Raw genomic sequence first — 19,617 nt, 5'->3', positions numbered from 1 at the left:
TTAGCCAGTCAGCAGCGATTATTTGTACAGATCGGCGCTGATGGTGATGTTGCCGCCGCGTTCCTGCCACTGGCGGGTGATGTGGTAGTACTTCGCCCCTTTCTTCGCCGCGCGTTTCGCCGTCTGATAGGAGATTTCGGTCATATTGCCGTAGTTGCCGGTGAACTGAATGTTATCGAACGGCACCATTTGCGCCGCAGTCACTTTGTTCACTTCTTCGACTTTAGTGCCGTTCGGCAAGGTGACAGTGTAACGTCCACCTTTCGAAGACTGAGTCTCAAAGAAACGACCGACGCCGGTACCTGACCCCACCGCGGCGGTGGTAGCGACGCCTGGAATTTCAACGTTCTTCGCCGCTTCGCCGCCTTTGGCCAGCGCTGCGCGGCCAGCGTCAGAGTCAGCCGGGATAGCGTCCGGGCTCTGCAGCACGCGTTTTTCAGCATCTTTTTTGTAGATATAAGCGGTAATGCGCTGGTTGCCACCCTGGTTGGCGTCCACCTGACGCACGATAAAGAACGCATAGGCGCCTTTCGCTTTTGCCGCTTTGGTGATGGCGTCGTTCACTTCCGGCTGGCTGCGATAGAAGCCCTGAACGGTGACGGTGTCGTACGGCATCAGCTCAACGGCTTGATCCTTCGGTAACTCCATCACACCGTTGATAATACGATTTTTTGGCGCCTCCGCTTTCGGTGCATCCTCTTTATAGAGGTCTGCCGTGACGCGCCAGTTGCCGCCATTGCCGTAGTCCGACGTATCGACAACATAGAATGAGGCCGCGCCGTCTTTGTCAGCTTTGCGCGATACTGCCTGTACCGCATCGCCAATGGCATTAAAGCGGCCGGTGACGACAACGCGATCGTAGGGCTTCAGCGCAGCCGCCTGCTCCGGGGTCAGCTCGGTCGCTGCATGGGCAGACAACGTGGCGGTTGTCAGGAGAGCAGACGCCAGGAGGGTGTTTTTAAGCTTCATAAAAATAATCCTTTGCCTTGCGCAAACCATATACTGGTGTTGTTGTTGACTGAAAACATTTGATTATTGCATTTAATCGCCGTGACTGTCTGCGTCATTTTTTGCATGCCGCCCAAATCGTATACTCCGGAAAGATAACATTTTTCGATATGTTGAAAAAACAGCCGCTTGACCAGCAAAAACGATAATCAATACCACTTTTATTAGTTAATGTAATGTTAATACAATGATCCTAATGGCGATAAATGGCGTGTTATGCCGCCGGATAAGCGGATTATCAGGCCTGAAAGGCATATTCAGGTAAATATTGCTGCCCGGAACCATCTGTGCTGACAATAAGCAATAAAATCAAAAATTGTGTTTTATCGTTGTAGATCACAATCGCTATTTTCAGTAGGTTATAAAAAGTTTGTTACTGTTTCATTTTGCAGTCAGCGAAAGACGGCGAGAAAGTTGTCGCGGTCTTGTCGTTGTTGGTCAGAAAAGTAAACCATCATCAAAAACCGATGGAAGGGAAAACTATGCGTATTGGTGTACCACAAGAGAGGCTAGCCCAGGAGACCCGGGCCGCCGCCACGCCGAAGACCGTTGAGCAACTGCTCAAACTCGGCTTTAGCGTTGCGGTCGAAAGCGGCGCCGGGAAACTGGCCAGCTTTGACGACGAGGCCTTTGTCCAGGCTGGGGCTGAAATCGTGACCGGCAACGAGGTGTGGCAGTCTGATGTCATCCTCAAGGTCAATGCCCCGAATGACGATGAAATTGCTTTGCTGAATCCGGGGACCACGCTGATAAGTTTTATCTGGCCGGCGCAAAACCCGCAGCTGATGGAAAAACTGGCGGCCCGCAATATCAACGTAATGGCGATGGATTCCGTGCCGCGTATTTCCCGCGCCCAGTCGCTGGATGCGCTCAGCTCAATGGCCAACATCGCCGGGTACCGCGCTATCGTTGAAGCGGCGCATGAATTTGGTCGTTTCTTTACCGGGCAGATTACGGCGGCAGGCAAGGTTCCGCCCGCCAAGGTGATGGTCATTGGCGCCGGGGTGGCCGGTCTGGCGGCGATTGGCGCCGCCAACAGCCTGGGCGCTATCGTTCGCGCCTTCGATACCCGTCCGGAAGTGAAGGAGCAGGTGCAGAGTATGGGCGCCGAGTTCCTTGAGCTGGACTTCAAAGAGGAAGCGGGCAGCGGCGATGGCTATGCGAAAGTGATGTCAGAGGCCTTTATCAAGGCCGAAATGGCGCTGTTCGCCGCCCAGGCGAAAGAGGTTGATATCATCGTCACCACGGCGTTAATCCCGGGCAAACCGGCGCCGAAGCTGATCACCCGTGAAATGGTCGACTCCATGAAATCGGGCAGCGTGGTGGTCGATCTCGCCTCGCAAAACGGCGGTAACTGTGAGTACACCGTGCCCGGTGAAGTGGTAACCACCGCCAACGGCGTAAAAATTATCGGTTATACCGATCTGCCGGGCCGTCTGCCGACCCAGTCCTCCCAGCTCTACGGCACCAACCTGGTGAACCTGCTGAAGCTGCTGTGCAAAGAGAAAGACGGCAACATTGTTATCGATTTCGATGACGTGGTGGTGCGCGGCGTGACCGTGGTGCGCGAAGGCGAAATCACCTGGCCGGCGCCGCCGATTCAGGTCTCCGCTCAGCCGCAGGCTGCGGCGAAAAAAGTCGACGCGCCGAAAGAAGAGGTGAAACCGGCGTCGCCGTGGCGCAAGTATGCGCTGATAGCGCTGGCGATTATCCTCTTCGGCTGGCTGGCCAACGTGGCGCCAAAAGAGTTCCTTGGCCATTTCACCGTCTTCGCGCTGGCCTGCGTGGTGGGTTACTACGTGGTGTGGAACGTCTCTCATGCGCTGCATACACCGCTGATGTCGGTGACGAACGCCATTTCTGGCATTATCGTGGTTGGCGCGTTGTTGCAGATAGGCCACGGCGGCTGGGTAAGCTTCCTGAGCTTTATCGCGGTGCTGATCGCCAGCATTAATATTTTCGGTGGTTTTACCGTGACTCAGCGCATGCTGAAAATGTTTCGCAAAGGATAAGGGGTAGCACATGTCTGGTGGATTAGTTACAGCTGCATACATTGTTGCTGCAATCCTGTTTATTTTCAGCCTGGCGGGACTGTCGAAACACGAAACGTCACAGCAGGGCAACTATTTCGGCATCGCCGGGATGGCCATTGCCCTGATCGCCACCATTCTGGGGCCGGACGCCGGCAACGTCGGCTGGATCATCCTCGCGATGGTGATCGGCGGGGCGATCGGTATTCGTCTGGCGAAGAAGGTCGAGATGACCGAGATGCCGGAGCTGGTGGCTATCCTGCACAGCTTCGTGGGTCTGGCGGCGGTGCTGGTAGGTTTCAACAGTTACCTGCAGCATGAAACCGGTATGGAGCAAATTCTGGTCAATATCCATTTGACCGAAGTGTTCCTCGGCATCTTCATCGGTGCCGTCACCTTCACCGGTTCGGTGGTGGCGTTTGGTAAACTGCGCGGCAAGATCTCCTCCAAGCCGCTGATGCTGCCCAATCGTCATAAGCTGAATCTGGCGGCGCTGGTGGTCTCCTTCATTCTGATGGTGATTTTCGTTCGCTCTGGCAGCACCGGCACCCAGGTTCTGTGCCTGCTGGTCATGACCGCGATCGCGCTGGCCTTTGGCTGGCACCTGGTAGCCTCTATCGGCGGTGCGGACATGCCGGTGGTGGTGTCCATGCTCAACTCCTACTCGGGCTGGGCGGCAGCGGCGGCGGGCTTTATGCTGAGCAATGACCTGCTGATCGTCACCGGCGCCCTGGTAGGCTCTTCCGGCGCCATCCTCTCTTACATTATGTGTAAGGCGATGAACCGCTCCTTTATCAGCGTGATCGCTGGCGGCTTCGGCACCGATGGTTCCTCCAGCGGCGGCGATGAAGAAGTGGGCGAGCATCGCGAGATTAGTGCCGAAGAGACGGCGGAGATGCTGAAAAATTCGCACTCGGTCATCATCACCCCGGGCTACGGTATGGCGGTGGCTCAGGCGCAGTATCCGGTGGCAGAAATTACCGAGAAGCTGCGGGCGCGTGGCATCAAGGTACGCTTTGGCATCCATCCGGTGGCCGGGCGTCTGCCAGGGCATATGAACGTCCTGCTGGCGGAAGCCAAAGTGCCTTACGACATCGTGCTGGAGATGGATGAGATCAATGACGATTTCAGCGACACCGACACCGTGCTGGTGATCGGCGCCAACGACACCGTCAACCCGGCGGCGCAGGACGATCCGAAGAGTCCTATCGCCGGCATGCCGGTGCTTGAGGTGTGGAAAGCGCAGAACGTAGTGGTCTTTAAGCGTTCGATGAACACCGGTTACGCCGGCGTACAGAACCCGCTGTTCTTTAAAGAGAATACCCATATGCTGTTCGGCGATGCCAAAGCCAGCGTCGATGCGATCCTGAAAGCGCTGTAATGTAACATTATTGTTTTACAACGTTTGTTTATAAGCCGTCTCCTGTGAGACGGCTTTTTTATATGTAGGAGGATGCCTGGAATTGTTCATAAAATAAGCGGCGAGAGATGATATAATGTCCCGGTTCTTACATCAGACAGAGGATATTATGGATACCGAGTTAACCCCAACGCAGATGGCTATCGAATTCTTACGCCGCGACACCACCGCCATGACCCCAGCGCAGTATCTGAAAAAGCTCAAACTGCTGGAGCTGGAGTTTGCTGACCTGATGGCGCTCTCCTCGCTGGAGCTGAAAGAAGAGATCGATCTGGCCTGGCGTCTGGGTATCCACTAAGTCATTCATTCTCACTGGACAATGACGGGGCCGCGAGCGGCCCTTTTTTATGCCTGACGGATGGCGGGTAAAAAAATCCCCCGCGAGGCGGGGGAGGAAGAGCATAACAGGGACTGCTAATCGTCGTCGTCGTCGTCCAGTTCCACCGGCGTCTGGTAGGCCTCCGGTTTAAGCACCAGCAGGTCGCAGCGCAGGTGGTCGACAACCTGTTCCGCGGTATTGCCGAGGAACGCCGCCGACAGCCCGGTCCGTCCAACGGTCCCCAGCACCACGATCCCCGCCTGCAGATGCTCGGCGAGGTCCGGGATCACCTCTTCAGGCAACCCTTTTTCGACGTGAGTGAATTTTTCATCGATGCCAAACTTCTGCCGCAGCGCTTTCATCGCCAGCAGATGCTGGCCGCGGATCGCGTCGTTGTAGACGCTGGGATCGAAATCCGGCAATTCAATTGCGATATTGATTGGGGTGACCGGGTAGGCGCCGATCAGGTGCACTTCAGTGTGGTTGACTTCTTCCGCCAGCGACAGGGTTTCGCGAACCAGCTTCTCGTTGAGGGTGTTGTGGTAATTCTCCTCGCTGGCGAGATTGACAGCCACCAGCGCTTTTCCGCCTTCCGGCCATGGCTGGTCTTTGACCATCCACACCGGGCAGGGGCATTTACGCAGCAGATGCCAGTCCGTCGGGGTAAAGATCACCGCTTCCAGCTTGTCGTGCTGGTGGGCCATCTTCAGCAGAAGATCGTGTTTTTCACTGACCACTTCCTGAATAATGGCCTCGAAGGGACGGTTGTGCCACACCACTTTCACGTCAATCGGCACGCCCGATTCAATATAGAATTTCGCCTGCTCGCGGATCCAGGCGGTACGTTGGGCAATGACGCCCTGGCGCATTGCCGTCCGCTCGTCCGGCGACAGCAGGGTGGTCATTTCATAGGAAAAATCATAGATCGGCAAAAAAGCTTTGATGCGTCCACCAATCCGTTGGTGCAGGTACACCGCTCGCCTAAGCGCCGGCTGGTCGTCCTGATTAGGATCGATTACTACCAGCATGCTCTGATACTTCGCCATACAGGGTCTCCTTACAACATTTCCCCCAACAGCAAAATCAGCTACTTAGCAATTCGCTTAGGGGTTTAGTGTGGGGTTTTGTGTGTGGTAAGTCAAGGAGCACCCCCACACATCATAAGGCTGATAGCATTATACGCTAAAGGAAGGGAAGCGGGGAACATAGCCCCATAGGAAGGGGCTAGTGAATCACATTTGTTTCTGAAAGGCTTTGATGATGGGTTTACCATCTTCATCATAGTATCGGCTATGCCGAATCTCTTGTGGTGTTCTGCCTAAAGCCTCAGCAATGATTCTTTCACCTTTAGGCCAGTGCTTTGTTAGAGCATTAGCCAGTGTTGAATCTGCTAAGCCGTTCTCTCTGCTTAGGGCGGCTAGTGAAATGCCTTTCTTGTGAAGTGCTGCAATGATGTCTGCTTTGTGCCAATCCATACCAACAATCCTTTTGGTGGTGAACATAACAGGGTTTGCAGACCGCATAGACACGGCAAGCCGTTAGGCTTCCCCGCTACGCTCACCATAATTAGGATGAACGACAGCGCCCCAAATGTTGATGAACATTCAGGTAGTCTATGATTAGGGCTGCAAATCCCTGGCTCTACGATTTAGCAAAGCAAGTTAATGTTAACCGAAAGGGAACACTATCAAAGAACTAGATAGCTCTCAGACTCTTGTTAAAGAGCTTGGATTTTGAAGGCTTACGAGTGATAACAGGGTAGTGCATTTCTTTCAGAGAGCCACTCTCTAAACAAGCTGTGATAGCTTTCTTATCTTCAATAGCTTTGTAGTGTTTAGCTGTCCAATCGTGGCTAATTTCGTCTTGCTAACAGTAGCCACTGAACTGTTATTAGTAGACCAAACAAAACTGGCAGTAGCTGACAGAGCCATAAGATTAACAGTACGTGATTCACCTTGCATCATCCCCTTCAGTTGATTCTCTAATTCCCGCTTAATTTGCCACGACCATTTATAGCTGTTTGGCTGCTTCTTAACGTAGCTTGTCAAATTACCAATGTATTTACGTTTAGCAAATGCTTCAGCATGTGCCTTTTCTTTATAAAGGGCTGCATGAGTAGTAGCCAGTTCTGCTTCATCCTTTTTGAATCTGTCAGGATTGGACAGCACAGCATTACGCCGTGCCTGTTCACCTGCAATAGCTTTAGCCATTTGTAATTGTTTCGCAGCTTTCTTTGCTGCATTCACTTCCTTGTTGAACATTTTGATTCTTTCGCCTTGTTTCCCATGCTTTCCCACGACCGCCTAAGCAGCCACAGCTTTTTAATTGTCCCGATTTGAAGTTAGAAAAGTTAACATCTTTAACCAGTCCACAATCACAGAGACACTTTAATTTAGTGGTTGTGGTATTTATACCTAAATATGAAAACTCCAGAGCAGTGAGCATATTTATTTTAACGCCAATAAACTGTTTGTATCTCTTCAGCCTTAAAGCATTCTTTTCATCTAATGTTAGCCGTGGATTACTTCGACGAGCAGGAGGGATTGCAATTATTTTTTCTTCTCTGTTCGTTCTTACTTTTGGCTTGCGTATCTCTGGCTGTTTCTCTGGCTCTTTCTTTGGAAGATATTTAGATATTGAGCGCTTGTAAGTTATCGTAGTCATTGAGTCTGGCTCCTGTATCAATGTAAATATCTCCCCAACGATAGGGGAAAGTACCTGCATAGAATCTACCCGGTGAACGGTCTTTAATGTCAGCTAACAGAGCTGCATTATTTCGTTTGGCTATCTCATTGGCTAGGGTGTTAATGGGGCGGGTATAGTCTACAATCTCCCGCTTTCCCTTTCGGTATTCTTCATCGCTATAGCCAGTGTCAAATTCAAAGGTGTAATTTTCATCCCACGGCAAATTATCTATTTCTGTCATATCTACGCCCCTTTTCAAGTTCTTCATTCCGTTTACATCCACAGCTAATAGTTTTACCACGTATCAAATCCTGTAGACGTGGCTTAGATACATTCCCACAAGAGCACAGGCAAACTACATGCCTCCAATAATATTTGTCCTGTGGGTCTTTAAACACCTTCAGTGCTTTCAATCTTCCAAACTGTTTCCCTTCAATATCTTCAGGGAAATATTTCATTCCATGACCCATTGTCTTATTCTCCTTCAAATCGTTTGGATAACGCATTCTGAGACGTTTTATTGCTCAAAAGGTATAATGTATCGCCTAACATCTTGTAAGGCTTACCGCTCTGTTTGCAGGTGCGTAGAGCACCACTCTCAATACGATTGATAAGCTTGTTAAATTGTTCTTCATAAGTGGTGCAATTATATTGAGTGGGAACAGCTGCAAGATAGTTAACGTTCTGATACCAGAAACCATCCTCATAAAGTATGTAGATATTCCCATCTTGCGTGTGCCAGTTGTTTACAGTGATAACAGGAAACATGTTTTATCCTCTCCGGTAAAATTTAGGTGTGTGTGAATCAGCTGTTTCTTTCTCTTTTTCAAGACGTTGATTCATTAGTTCAATGGCTGACTCAATACCCCAGCACTTAGCCTGTTCAATCACTGGCTCAAGCGAGTATTCATAGTTAATGAGTCTTGCGTGTTCCTCGATAGCCGCTGTAACGTCCTCTATCGACTCAGGAGCTGCTTTCTCTGGTTCAGGCTGGTGCTGCACTGGTTCAGGTGCTTCAGGCTCCTGTGGGGCTTCCTGTGGCGTCTTACACAAGCTCACTACTGGCTCATTGTCAAAATCAGCTTCATCGTAGAGATTGCCGCTCTTTTGTTCGATGTACGCTTGCTGCTGTTCAGCACGTTCAGCCTTGCGTTGTCCACGATGTTCTTTGATAAGCTCCTTCACGTTTGTATCGTTAAGAATCTCCAGCTCTTGGAAGTTAATCACCGTGAGGAAGTTTGCATATCCGGGATTCTCTTCTGACTGGACAAGACCTAATGCCTCCAGTTTTTTGAGATAGTTTTTAACTGTCTTTAGGTCAACACGAAATTTAATAGCTAATTCTTTTTGACGTGGGAAATATTGCTTACCATAGTTAACCGTTTCATTCAGGAAATCATCCATAAGTCTGCAATAGAACACAGCCAGATTACAATCAATCGCTTCACACCGCTGATATAAAGCTGAGGGAATAATTGTATATTCTTCATCTTTCCACAGCTCAGCGGTCCGATATACTTTAGACATTAGTTAGCCTCCTTGCGGGAAAGGGCAATCACGGTATAGTTACCACGGCCTTTTTCTTTCTTAATCATATTGGCTCGTACCAGACGCTGAACAGCATCGGATGCAAAGTGTTTAGATTTACGAAAGTGATTAGCAATATCTTTCAGGCTACATTGTACAGCATTATCATATGCCACTTCTGACAGGTAGGCGTACACACATAAATCTGAAGTATTGATGAATACGGGGATGTTAAAATATTCTCTTTTGGGTACATATAAAAACATAGATACTCTCCTAAATTGTTAGTCTGTATCTATATAGTACTAAAACAAATGAGAATTATTCCGTTTTTGGGATGAGGTAATTATGAGTCTAATTAGTTACCGTTTGGGGGTAGGGTAAATTTTCCCTGGGGGGGTAGGGGAATTTTGGGTAGGGGGGGTAGGGATAATTCCCCCCCCCATACTAACAGTTAACTAGCAGTTGAAAGAAAACGCTGAAGAAAACAAGAGTATTAATAATAGATATTATTATTACAGTTAGCCCTAACAAAAAAGGCCTCCACTATGGGAAGCCCTTCATGATTCTCTCAGCGTATTGACTCAGCGTTTCATTGCATGCGCATCACATTGTATGCGCTGCTTGTAGTGGGCGAAGTATAGACTACCCTTAGCCCCTGAAGGCGTTAGCTCAAAGAATCCATTACTGCCATTATCCGCCATTCCGTGAAACAGGGCGAATGAGCTGGTAGATGTTTCCAGAGGAAGGGAAAGCGTTTCAGCCTTGTATGTAATATCCAGCCAATCACCGCTACCCGGCTTAATCGAAATGGTTTTGTAGTTTGATGAGCTACTCCCGTCAGTGCATTTAACTGTCCCAGCAAAGCAGGGAGCAGACAGAGCCAAAGCCAGAAGGGCTACAGAGAATTTAATTTGCATGTGTAATCGCCTTGCATTGTAATCAGTTTAGTTGCATCGCCAGAATCATGACCGTCTGCACCAATAAAGCTCATATCCATCACCAGCATATATGACTGACCATTATCAGAATCAAATTCATAGTTAATGATGGTCTGACCGCTCAAGCCGTATGCATACAGCATTGTGTTCTGAAGGGCACCACGGAATAGTTCTTTATCACCCCGGTACAGGGCAATGCTTCCCGTATCAATCTCAAACAGAGCATGCCCGGTGCTCATAGAGCCTGTCACGTTCCTATCAATGGCATATCCTCCACCACACACGATATCGTGAGCAAAGGCCGTACAGCTGCAAAGAGCAAATGCCCCTGCAATAAGTAAACGTTTCATTTTTCGCCTTTAATCAATACGGTTAAATAATTCCATAAACTCGATGAGAAAATCTACCCGGTTTCTTCTCTGCTTCCTGCGTTTATGAAGGTTTGCACATGGAAAATGTGTATCTCCTAATATTTTCTTTATTCCACAGAAATGTTTATATACTTCATCGTATTCTGCACGTGTGAGCTTTATCATTCACTTAAAATCCCGTGAGTTTGCTGAAGTGCAATAGCTAATCAAAATAGCAGCAGGTGAACAAAATAGCCCTAACCAGAAGTAGCGATAAAAGGCTACAGTGGCGGGTTCCTCTCCACAGATTTTATGTGAGCAAATGGCAGAGACAACAACAACCGCCAACACCCAAAAAATAACGGGGATAACTAAAATATCCAAAGTGTTTTTCCTTGCTTGAGTGAATTTAAGGAAAGGGAAGCTTGTTCCCCTTCATTAACGCCACTAGTAGCAAAAGCCGCCTGTGTGGTGCTTACCGTAGCCACCATGAATATGTTCACCCCTTGGACAAGCAAAGGCACCTACAGCCACACACAGCAGGATAACGCCTAGTAAAGTTTTCATTGTCTATTTCCTACCTCACCCTGATTAGAAAGAACTTCATCTAAAGTTCTCACAGGTTTATTAAATGCATTTTGAAGGGTGTTTTCAGAATCACTATCGGATTCACCATTCCAGTTAGAGGGATTTAGTTTCTGTTCCCACTCATTGACAGTCTTTTCCACTACAGGGGAATAAGGCTTACCATTTCTTTCTAAAGCGGCAGATTCTTTAGTTCCCGGTTTTACACATGGAAAAGTTTGCGTACCGTTTCCAAAATATCCAGCCTGAAGGATTGAATACGGCACCCCATCTTTTATATCGGTGTAGTATAAATAATGTACTTCCTCCTCTCTACCTTCAGCATCTGGCTCACCATAATATGCTTCATCCTCAGTAATCGGGTATTGCATCTTAGCCTTATTGTAAAGTTTGCCGTCGATACGTGCAGAGCCATCTGCAAGCGTCTCTAACGTGCGATATTCATTACCGCTACCATCCGTCGTGGATGTTGGACAAATCCACTGAGAAGCGGATACAGAGCCGCTAAGTAGCATTAGCGCTATTAGGGTTAACTTTTTCATTCTTACCACTCCTTAGCCGCTGCATCAGCAGCCGCTTTAGCCTGTGCTGCTTCCTGCTGCTGATAATAAGCATCCAGGCGTTTAGTTTCTGCTGCTCTCTGTGCTGCTCTGGCTTTGGCTTCACGTGCTGCCTGTGCTTCACGTGCTTCTCTTGCCTCAGCCTCTCTATCCCGACATACGCCCCTGTGTTCACCAATCCAATTACCCGGAATTGAAGAACCATAATCATGCGAGTTCATATAAGGGCTAAGATTGATAGCCGTAATCAAATCATCTGAAGAGTTAAACCACAGAATATAGTAAGCACCATCAATTAAAGATTTATACGTCTTAGATGTAGTCCCGGTGCTAGAGTCATATTTAGATGGAAAATAGTTTGATTGCTCAGTCCAATTTCCATCTATTTGCACACCCACACTGTTAATCTGAACGGAAACGGCATCACCTGCTGCGCTATGACACTGATAATTTTCATCAGCCATTGCACTTGCAGAAATGGAAGCTAAAACTACAGCTAAAAATAAACGTTTCATTAGTAATCACCTTTAGCTGATTTTTTGGCTGAACGATAAGCCATACCCAAAAGACGCCAGAAGCCAACCCACAGACCCGGCAGCATTGCCAAAATACCTAAACCAATTCCCCACGGCGTTAAATCTTCAGTTTTACTAAAGAATTCATGTTTAAGCTCAGTTGAGGATTTAATATTAAAACTCATATCTGAAGTAGTAGCCCACGCGCAAGAGCTAACATAATCATTAAACTCTGTGGCAAAGTTATCATAGTTAATGCCTGATTGATGATTGGTTAAATACACGCTCCACGGCATGCAGCCCGAAGTATCATCGAAGTATTGATACTTCTGGTTAAAGAAATTGTGATTTTTATACTGTGGCTTAGCTGAGAAATGCTTAATGATATCCGCTTGCTTAGTTCCAGCAGGAACATTAAAAAACACAGTGCCTGAACCGTCTGTAACATTCATCACGCCATTTTTAACCGGGAAACGGTCGTACCAGTCAGAGCCGTTTTTATTCATATTATCGTTCAGGGTTTTTAGCTCTACCATGTGCCCTTCATCAGAATACCTAAACTCATTAGCCTGATACATAATGCCAGCAGATACCACGGCAACTAATAAACCATAACCAGCAGCACGAAATGCAATATTCATTTTTAAATTCTCATTCAATGTTCAGATAATAAAAAGGCTCTACACTGCACCCTGATTAGTAGTGCATAGCCTTTTCATTTTTAACTGCTCGAAAATGAGCAGTTGGATTATCCCCGCCAGCTACTAACCAAAGAGCGCTGAACCATTACGCTATGCACGTGCTTCTTCAGTGCTCCCTGCATCGCTGTGTATGCAATATGCTCACCCATAAAGAAAACCCACATAGGCAGCTTAGAAGCCACCACAACCCAGCCAGTAATGCCATTAAGCTGGAAGTGTACGTGATGTACTACAACCTCAGATTTAGCCATTTACCTGTACGCCCTCATTAAGCCACTTCAACGGCTCTGTGAGGCAGTTTGCCCCACAGCAAGCCATCTGCCTTGCCTTATGCTTTATCGTCGCTCTCAGGCTCACTGGAAGCTTCCTGTGCAGCTGCTTCCTTCTCACGTCCTTCGTGCAAGATGGCAAGAAGTTCTTTAGCTGTCTTGTCAGTCTTAGCCATTCCCTCTAACCGCTTCTCTTCATCCTCGGAAACATCCAAAGAGCCAGTAATGATGGTTTCATTCATACGCTGCTTAAACACATCCTCTGCCTCTGCTTCAGTCTCAGCAGGCTCAAACGGACTGGTGTTAGGTGCTTCGTGTCTGGTGTCCTCATCGATATCTCTCACCATCTCTTTAGCATCCTCGTTACCAGCTTCAGCCATATCAATCAGGCGTCGCTTGTCAGCTCGCTTGAATATGCCCCAGCCCTTTTGGTCGTACTCATCACTCCCAATGAATTGTTTCATCTCTCTAAGGAACACATGGTCAGGCAAACGACCAGTTAACGCCTGCATTCTGATTGCTAAGCGGGCTTGTCGCTCTTTTTCAAACTCCAAATCAATCAGTTCAGCTACACGGTTATAAGCCGCCTCTAATTGTTCCTCTGTCATGAGGTTTTTAGCCACATCAATGAACAGCCATTCAGCATGGGTAATGCTGTGCATTTGCTCCTGTGGCTCTGTGCTGGCTCCTGCAAGCTGACTGGCCCACTGGTTAACACTGGTGGTTTTGGTGGCTTTAGGGCTTACCGTGGTGTTTTCCTTGTCCATCCAGTTCTTAATGGTTACGGCTGATAAACTAATGTCATTATCTTTACACCACTTCATAAGGTTGTTGGCGTTGAAGTCCACATTGAATGCAGGACGCAACTTAAGCACTTCAGATTTACGATGTGCATCACTTTCTAGCAGGTCTACATTCACAGCATACTTTTTGAAAAGAGGCTGCATAATTTTGTTTACGTCTACAGTTGGTTTAGCCATTTTATAAATCCTCATTAATAAGATATAGAAGGGCGGCATACACCGCCCATAGTTAATTAGTTAAGCGTAAGGGTAGATATCATTTCTAAATCCACCCTGAACGGCTACAGGCTCGCTTTCAGCCTCTAAACCAATAAATGCACATTGAGAGGCAATATCTCTCACCACATCCCGTTGCTCAGGGGTTATACCTTCACATGCTAAAAGGCTTTTACATTCAGTAAGTGCTGCATTCATAGAAGCTCTACCATTCAGGTAGCTATCTCTGAATATGTTTTCTAATTGATTTACCTGCATCTGTACTCGCTGGATACGGTTATTAATCACGTTTACTTCCTCATTAGTTAAAACATCAGTTGTTTGAACTTCATCATTTGAAGCCCTCACAGTTGATGTTTCAGTAGCAAAAGCCAATTCTTCAAGCTGAGCAGCACAGCGTTCTAAATCTGCAATTACCTGTGCTTTACGTGTCCAGCCTTCAACCGGGAAATCAAAAGTGGTTGTGTAACCTGATTGTTCTACGCAAATGTTCCACTCTGTTACAACCTTGCCAATACTTGCTTTCTTATTGTTGCGCAGCACTTCAATTAAGCTCTTAGCAGTATTCATAAGTGCATGTGCATTCAGGTTGGTAATATTCACTTTCACTTCCTTAATATGTTTTCGTTGCCCCCTTAACGGGGAGGGCAATAATGCTCTTATACATGATTACCTACAATTGATATCTGTAGATATTGCTGCAGATAAGCACTAATAGCTTAGCTCTGAATGATGAATAACCGATTAAATTCATACGGTGAATATACGGGTGAAAATACGGCGTGATTAATAAACTATTTATATGCCTTTGCATCATGTCTTATCAGAGAATTATCGATCTGTATCAGTGGTTTATTCTCCATCTTGACGCGTAGAGGCTACATTCATAAGGATTATAATTAGCATGAATATGAACAAAAACCCTTACGCGTCAGTTATTTACAGTACACTGAAGGAAACAAAAGACCAAAGAACAACACCATACACTTACTGATACAGCCACACTAAGACTCATTGCACGCGCACAGGGCTAGTCATAGTTGATAGGTTGAAAGTCTTTGAAAGTCTTTGAAAGTCTTTGAAAGTCTAAAGCGCGTAATAGTCACCAGCCGTTAGCCAGAAATAGCACGAATAGCTAAATGATACAGTTGGTGTGCTTCACTTACCCCTCACACTGATAGCAATGCATTCAGGCTTAACCCAGCAATAGCGGGCATTGCCATAGTCTGTGTAGAACTCTGTATCTGATAGGTGCAGCTCAGGCTTCACAGGACGCTCTGTGAGGCTCTATCAAAGGGCAGGTAATACATTGCATACCTACGTGCTTGCAACGCAGTACAGAGCGATACAGGAGCTTTGAACACAATCAATCACAACCTATAACATTCAGGCAATATACCCCCACGCACCCCCTTTGAGAGTTTTTATTTAGCGCTTTAGACCAAGAGCGCAAAATTTAAAAAATCAGAATTATTTAGACCATCGCTAGTTTATTTCCATTGTCTAAATCCTTTGGAGATAAAATATATGCTTACTGGGATTGAGTTAAATTCCCTGAAAAATAAATTTAATTATGATGGCAATACTGGATTGCTGCTGTGGAAAGGTAGCAATAAAATAGCTGGAACAATAGCTAAAACTGGATATGTGAAAGTTAGCTACCCGTTTGAGCATGGCTATCTGCTCTTGTCTAATCACTTCATCACGGTACTGTTTCAGAGACAGATAGACAGCCTCATAGGGTAGGTTCAGTGGTTCTAGTTCCAGATACCGGATAGAGACAGCTGCACCACGTTGTGAAGCAATGGCTGCTTCTTTGGTACGTAAGGCAAGGTAGAGGGTTCCAGTCTGATAGCGTTTACGGAACACATAGCCATCTTTGGTAGTTAGTGAAACGTGAGGGATTTTAGCGGTATTCATAACATCATCACCTGTAAGGAAATTTTCTGAGAAATATCTTAAACCCTTGTATTACGGGCTTCTTAGGCGAGGATGCTAAGTGACTGAGTGAGGGGGGTTAGATTCCTTACAACTGCAGCTACCGTCAGTTATTAAAAAGATAACCTATATGGATGAATTGAAACAGGGGAGGAGCCTGGTCAGATCAACAAATCTGAAAAAATTGCCGATCCTGACCAGGTATTGCGCAGAGATTAAGCCACGTTGCGCGCCTGTCCGGCCAGCTGGGCCAGCAGATCGCTGTTTTCAATGGTGATGTATTTGCCTTTCACCGCCAGCATGCCGCTTTTCTGAAAACGACCCAGCAGACGGCTAATGGTTTCGACGGTGAGGCCGAGATAGTTGCCGATATCGCCGCGGGTCATGGTCAGCCGGAATTCACGAGGTGAGAAGCCGCGCTGGGCGAACCGACGAGAAAGGTTATAGATAAACGCGGCCAGACGCTCTTCGGCATTCTTTTTGGAAAGCAACAGGATCATATCCTGGTCGCCTTTAATCTCACCGCTCATCAGGCGCATCATCTGCTGCCGCAGATTGGGCATTTTTCCGGAAAGATCGTCAAGGGTTTCGAAGGGGATCTCGCAGACCATTGAGGTTTCCAGCGCCTGCGCAAAGCTCGGGTGCAGACCGGTACCGATGGCGTCAAAGCCCACCAGATCGCCCGCCAGATGGAAGCCGGTGATCTGCTCATCACCTTGCTCGGTGATGGTGTAGCTTTTGATGGTCCCGGAGCGAATAGCGTACAACGATTTCAGCTCATCACCGGCTTTGAACAAGGTTTGACCTTTCTGGATAGGCTTTTTCCGCTCGATAATATTATCCAGCTGATCAAGCTCATGCTCGTTCAGAGTAAAGGGGATGCAGAGCTGGCTAATGCTGCAATCCTGACAATGGATTGCACAACCGCCAGACTGAATGCGTCGAATAATTCGCTTCTCAGGGATCATATGTCTGCTCAGGCCTTAATTGATATTGGTCAATTTTAACATCTTTTTGATCAGCAGGTAAGTCTTCAGGCTCTGAAACACGTAATATCAGCAGGGTAAATCAAAGCGGGCATATATCTGTTTGATTAATAATAGATTATTCAGCGACATTTGATTGTAAAATTACCTGAAGATTCCAGAAAAGGCATTTTCAGTCAAAGTAAAAGATACCCTTCATGGCGCAATAACCACTCTTTTCGCTGCACACCCCCGGCATAGCCGGTCATGGTGCCGTTGCGCCCGATGACCCGATGACAGGGCACCACGATACTCACCGGATTGGCGCCATTGGCGGCGCCCACCGCGCGCGCGGCGCCGGGGCGTCCGAGCGCCTCGGCCAGTTGGCCGTAGTGCATCACCTGGCCACAGGGTATATCGCGTAACGCCTGCCAGACCTGGCGCTGAAAAGGGGTGCCGGCGGTAGCGGTTGGCAAGGTCTCGATAATCGCCAGATCGCCGGCAAAATAGTCGCTCAGCTTACTACTGAGACCGCCGGGATTACGACAGTCGACGCGCTGATAGCCTTCCCGGCGATAGTGTACGTCGAGCAGCGTTTCCATCCGATTGCGATGCTCATCCCACTCGACGGCGCGCAAATTAAACTGTTCGTCGCAAAGCACCCACAACGGCCCCAGCGGGGTATCCATTTTATCCTGCAGCAAGGTCAACATCGTTTCTGTCATCCACCATCGTACCTGTGGAGCACACGATACCACGTGCTGACAGCGGTCAACTATACTCCCAAAAGATAAATCCCGATCATGGGCTGCATTCAGCGACCGCCATGATGATTTATTTTTGGATCGATCCTGGCAGGTTATCGGGCATGGTTTTTGTTACGTTTAACAGAAGACGCCGCGCCTGCGCAGAGCTTGCTGCGTTGCCGCGGCGCGGTTAACAACTCTGAGGTGGGGCTATGCAATATATACTGACCGGCGTACTGGTATTGATCGTCAGCGGCTTAGGGATCCACGCGCTGACGCTGGTGATTGAGAGGGGATATAAAGCGTTGTGGTATAAATTCGCCAGCATTGAACAGGCCAGCCGCAAAGTGAAGATTTTCCGTTAGGGTGACGCGGCCGTCCCTGGCGCATCAGCGGGTTAAGGCAGCCGCGGATAGATGCCAGGGCCGATAGGCAGTCCCACCAGATACCAGCCTACCAGCAACAGCAGCCAGACGGCGAGAAAGATCATCGGGTAAGGGAGCACCAGTGAGTAGTAGGTGCCAAGCCGGGCATCCGGCCGGTAGCGCTGTAGAAAACCGAGAAACAGCGGCACAAACGGCGATACCGGCGCCAGCGGCAGCACCGATGAATCGGCGATGCGAAACAGGATCTGCGCAAACGCCGGATGAAAGCCCAGCAGCATAAACATCGGCACGAAAATCGGCGCCAGGATCGACCAGATGGCCGAGCCGCTGGCGATAAACATACACAGAAAAGCCGACAGCAGCGCAAGGCCGACAAACGCCGGAACACCGTTCATGCCTGAACTCTCGAGCAGATCCGTCAGCCCAACGGCCATAAATTTGCCCATATTGCTCCAGTTAAACATCGCCACGAACTGCGCCAGCGGGAAGACCATCACGATAAACCCGGCCATCTCTTTCATCGGCTCAATCATTAACTGCGGCAGGTCGGCCTGGCGGCGAATTTTGCCGGTGGCGATGCCATAGGCCAGCGAAACAACAAAGAAGAAAAAGATAATTAGCGGCACGATGCCTTTGATAAACGGCGAGGGCATGACCGTATGCTGAACCGGATCGCGAAGAATACCGTTCTCGGGAACCACCATCAGGGCGATGACCGCCACGAACGCTAGCGTCGCCACGCCGGCGATGCGCAGGCCGAACCGCTCCTCGGGGGTCAGTGTCTGCAGCTTTTCCTCGCGACTGCCTTGCCACTGGCCCAGCCGCGGCTCCACCAGCTTATCGGTGATCAGGCCGCCGACGAGTGTCAGAACGATCACCGAGGTCGCCATAAAGTACCAGTTGTCGATTACGCTGACGTGCAAAGAGGCATCGATGGATTTTGCCGCCTCGGTGCTGATCCCCGAGAGCAGCACGTCGGTGGTGACAATCAGTAAATTAGCGGTAAAGCCACAGCCTACGCCGGCTATCGCCGCCAGCAAGCCAGCGACAGGATGCCGGCCGACGGCAAGAAACATCAGCGCGCCCAGCGGCGGCATAATTACCAGCGCCGCATCAGAAGAGATATGGCTGAAAAAGGCGATAAACAGCACCATATAGCTGGCATAGCGGGCGCTGACGTGCGAGGCCATTTTCACCATCAGCGCCGGCAGCAGACCCACGCGCTCGGCAAAGCCGGCGCCCAGCACCAGGGCGAGGATCGCCCCCAGCGGCGCGAAACCGCTGAAGTTTTTAATCACGTTTGGCAAAAACCAGTGCAATCCTTCCACGCTGAGCAGATTTTTGACCACCACCCGCGAACCGTCAGTTGGGTTTTGTACCCCAACGTTGAGGGCGGAGAGGATTGCCGTGGCGGCGATAAGCACCGCGATAAGATAGATAAACAGCAAAAACGGGTGCGGGACCTTGTTACCGATCTTCTCTACCCAGCCATAGCGCTTTCCGCCGGGGGAAGATGACGGTATGGATGACATACTCATGGGCGTTCCTCTGTTGTCGTTGTTGTGTTGGGCAGGCCAGCTCCCGTACTGCCGGCGGTTATTATGGGCGGTGCGTGCCGCGATGCCGGTCAGCGTTGGCCAGGAGTGGCCTCTC

The 19,617-nt window shown here is 48.7% G+C and carries 24 protein-coding genes; 4 read left to right on the top strand and 20 right to left on the bottom strand.

The window, feature by feature from the left end; genetic code table 11:
* Positions 1-18: 18 nt before the first annotated feature.
* Complete coding sequence (gene ydgH / locus LGL98_RS13670) at positions 19-969, bottom strand: DUF1471 family protein YdgH (RefSeq protein WP_136031718.1); 951 nt, start codon at positions 967-969, stop codon at positions 19-21.
* A 521-nt stretch (positions 970-1,490) separates the two neighbouring features.
* Here ydgH and pntA point away from each other — a divergent pair.
* From pntA to LGL98_RS13650, 3 genes are all read left to right on the top strand, one after another.
* On the top strand, positions 1,491-3,020 hold the full coding sequence (pntA, locus tag LGL98_RS13660) for a Re/Si-specific NAD(P)(+) transhydrogenase subunit alpha (protein ID WP_136031714.1): 1,530 nt from the start codon (positions 1,491-1,493) through the stop codon (positions 3,018-3,020).
* A gap of 10 nt (positions 3,021-3,030) precedes the next feature.
* Complete coding sequence (gene pntB, locus LGL98_RS13655) at positions 3,031-4,419, top strand: Re/Si-specific NAD(P)(+) transhydrogenase subunit beta (protein ID WP_136031712.1); 1,389 nt, start codon at positions 3,031-3,033, stop codon at positions 4,417-4,419.
* A 148-nt stretch (positions 4,420-4,567) separates the two neighbouring features.
* On the top strand, positions 4,568-4,756 hold the full coding sequence (locus LGL98_RS13650) for a YdiH family protein (protein ID WP_061156371.1): 189 nt from the start codon (positions 4,568-4,570) through the stop codon (positions 4,754-4,756).
* 116 nt (positions 4,757-4,872) lie between these two features.
* On the opposite strand, the gene uspE is transcribed toward LGL98_RS13650, so the two are convergent.
* The 18 genes from uspE to ogt form a co-directional block, all read right to left on the bottom strand.
* The gene (gene uspE, locus LGL98_RS13645; protein ID WP_136031710.1) at positions 4,873-5,823 is read right to left on the bottom strand and encodes a universal stress protein UspE; all 951 of its coding nucleotides are present in this window, start codon (positions 5,821-5,823) and stop codon (positions 4,873-4,875) included.
* A 186-nt stretch (positions 5,824-6,009) separates the two neighbouring features.
* Complete coding sequence (locus tag LGL98_RS13640; protein ID WP_407660528.1) at positions 6,010-6,252, bottom strand: helix-turn-helix domain-containing protein; 243 nt, start codon at positions 6,250-6,252, stop codon at positions 6,010-6,012.
* A gap of 312 nt (positions 6,253-6,564) precedes the next feature.
* On the bottom strand, positions 6,565-7,038 hold the full coding sequence (locus tag LGL98_RS13635; protein ID WP_136031708.1) for a hypothetical protein: 474 nt from the start codon (positions 7,036-7,038) through the stop codon (positions 6,565-6,567).
* Complete coding sequence (locus LGL98_RS13630) at positions 6,980-7,441, bottom strand: hypothetical protein (protein ID WP_136031706.1); 462 nt, start codon at positions 7,439-7,441, stop codon at positions 6,980-6,982. The genes LGL98_RS13635 and LGL98_RS13630 overlap by 59 nt, the downstream gene beginning before the upstream one ends.
* Entirely contained in the window at positions 7,407-7,763 is a 357-nt protein-coding gene (locus tag LGL98_RS13625) for a hypothetical protein (RefSeq protein ID WP_136031704.1), read from the bottom strand. Before LGL98_RS13625 ends, LGL98_RS13630 begins: the two co-directional genes overlap by 35 nt.
* A gap of 173 nt (positions 7,764-7,936) precedes the next feature.
* Entirely contained in the window at positions 7,937-8,230 is a 294-nt protein-coding gene (locus tag LGL98_RS13620) for a hypothetical protein (RefSeq protein WP_136031702.1), read from the bottom strand.
* Positions 8,231-8,233: 3 nt separating this feature from the next.
* A complete protein-coding gene (locus tag LGL98_RS13615; RefSeq protein WP_136031700.1) occupies positions 8,234-8,989 on the bottom strand; it encodes a hypothetical protein in 756 nt (251 codons plus the stop codon).
* Positions 8,989-9,255 carry a MarR family transcriptional regulator gene (locus LGL98_RS13610; protein ID WP_226651744.1) on the bottom strand — a complete coding sequence of 89 codons (267 nt, stop codon included), beginning with the start codon at positions 9,253-9,255 and terminating at the stop codon, positions 8,989-8,991. Before LGL98_RS13610 ends, LGL98_RS13615 begins: the two co-directional genes overlap by 1 nt.
* A gap of 318 nt (positions 9,256-9,573) precedes the next feature.
* Positions 9,574-9,909 carry a hypothetical protein gene (locus LGL98_RS13605; RefSeq protein ID WP_136033143.1) on the bottom strand — a complete coding sequence of 112 codons (336 nt, stop codon included), beginning with the start codon at positions 9,907-9,909 and terminating at the stop codon, positions 9,574-9,576.
* Positions 9,888-10,280, bottom strand: a complete 393-nt coding sequence (locus tag LGL98_RS13600) for a hypothetical protein (RefSeq protein ID WP_136033141.1) — start codon at positions 10,278-10,280, stop codon at positions 9,888-9,890. The genes LGL98_RS13605 and LGL98_RS13600 overlap by 22 nt, the downstream gene beginning before the upstream one ends.
* Before the next feature lie 563 nt (positions 10,281-10,843).
* Complete coding sequence (locus tag LGL98_RS13595) at positions 10,844-11,407, bottom strand: hypothetical protein (protein WP_136033139.1); 564 nt, start codon at positions 11,405-11,407, stop codon at positions 10,844-10,846.
* 2 nt (positions 11,408-11,409) lie between these two features.
* Positions 11,410-11,940, bottom strand: a complete 531-nt coding sequence (locus tag LGL98_RS13590) for a hypothetical protein (protein ID WP_136033137.1) — start codon at positions 11,938-11,940, stop codon at positions 11,410-11,412.
* Positions 11,940-12,581 (bottom strand): hypothetical protein, encoded by a 642-nt coding sequence (locus tag LGL98_RS13585; protein WP_136033135.1) that lies wholly within the window; start codon positions 12,579-12,581, stop codon positions 11,940-11,942. Before LGL98_RS13585 ends, LGL98_RS13590 begins: the two co-directional genes overlap by 1 nt.
* Before the next feature lie 388 nt (positions 12,582-12,969).
* Positions 12,970-13,890, bottom strand: a complete 921-nt coding sequence (locus LGL98_RS13580; protein ID WP_136033133.1) for a hypothetical protein — start codon at positions 13,888-13,890, stop codon at positions 12,970-12,972.
* Between the two features lie 60 nt (positions 13,891-13,950).
* Positions 13,951-14,532 (bottom strand): hypothetical protein, encoded by a 582-nt coding sequence (locus LGL98_RS13575; RefSeq protein ID WP_136033131.1) that lies wholly within the window; start codon positions 14,530-14,532, stop codon positions 13,951-13,953.
* A gap of 942 nt (positions 14,533-15,474) precedes the next feature.
* Positions 15,475-15,849 carry a hypothetical protein gene (locus LGL98_RS13570; protein WP_136033129.1) on the bottom strand — a complete coding sequence of 125 codons (375 nt, stop codon included), beginning with the start codon at positions 15,847-15,849 and terminating at the stop codon, positions 15,475-15,477.
* 233 nt (positions 15,850-16,082) lie between these two features.
* Positions 16,083-16,835 carry a fumarate/nitrate reduction transcriptional regulator Fnr gene (gene fnr / locus LGL98_RS13565; protein WP_002903394.1) on the bottom strand — a complete coding sequence of 251 codons (753 nt, stop codon included), beginning with the start codon at positions 16,833-16,835 and terminating at the stop codon, positions 16,083-16,085.
* Between the two features lie 194 nt (positions 16,836-17,029).
* Positions 17,030-17,545 (bottom strand): methylated-DNA--[protein]-cysteine S-methyltransferase, encoded by a 516-nt coding sequence (gene ogt / locus LGL98_RS13560; protein WP_136033146.1) that lies wholly within the window; start codon positions 17,543-17,545, stop codon positions 17,030-17,032.
* 245 nt (positions 17,546-17,790) lie between these two features.
* Between ogt and LGL98_RS13555 the strand changes: the two genes are divergently transcribed.
* On the top strand, positions 17,791-17,943 hold the full coding sequence (locus LGL98_RS13555) for a phosphatidate cytidylyltransferase (RefSeq protein ID WP_136033127.1): 153 nt from the start codon (positions 17,791-17,793) through the stop codon (positions 17,941-17,943).
* A gap of 32 nt (positions 17,944-17,975) precedes the next feature.
* On the opposite strand, the gene abgT is transcribed toward LGL98_RS13555, so the two are convergent.
* Entirely contained in the window at positions 17,976-19,502 is a 1,527-nt protein-coding gene (abgT, locus tag LGL98_RS13550) for a p-aminobenzoyl-glutamate transporter (RefSeq protein WP_136033125.1), read from the bottom strand.
* Positions 19,503-19,617: the final 115 nt, after the last annotated feature.

Origin of the sequence: Klebsiella africana (assembly GCF_020526085.1) — a bacterium.
Taxonomy (GTDB): Bacteria; Pseudomonadota; Gammaproteobacteria; order Enterobacterales; family Enterobacteriaceae; genus Klebsiella; species Klebsiella africana.
The sequence above is the reverse complement of the archived record's forward strand: the minus strand, read 5'-3'. Positions and strand labels throughout refer to the sequence as shown.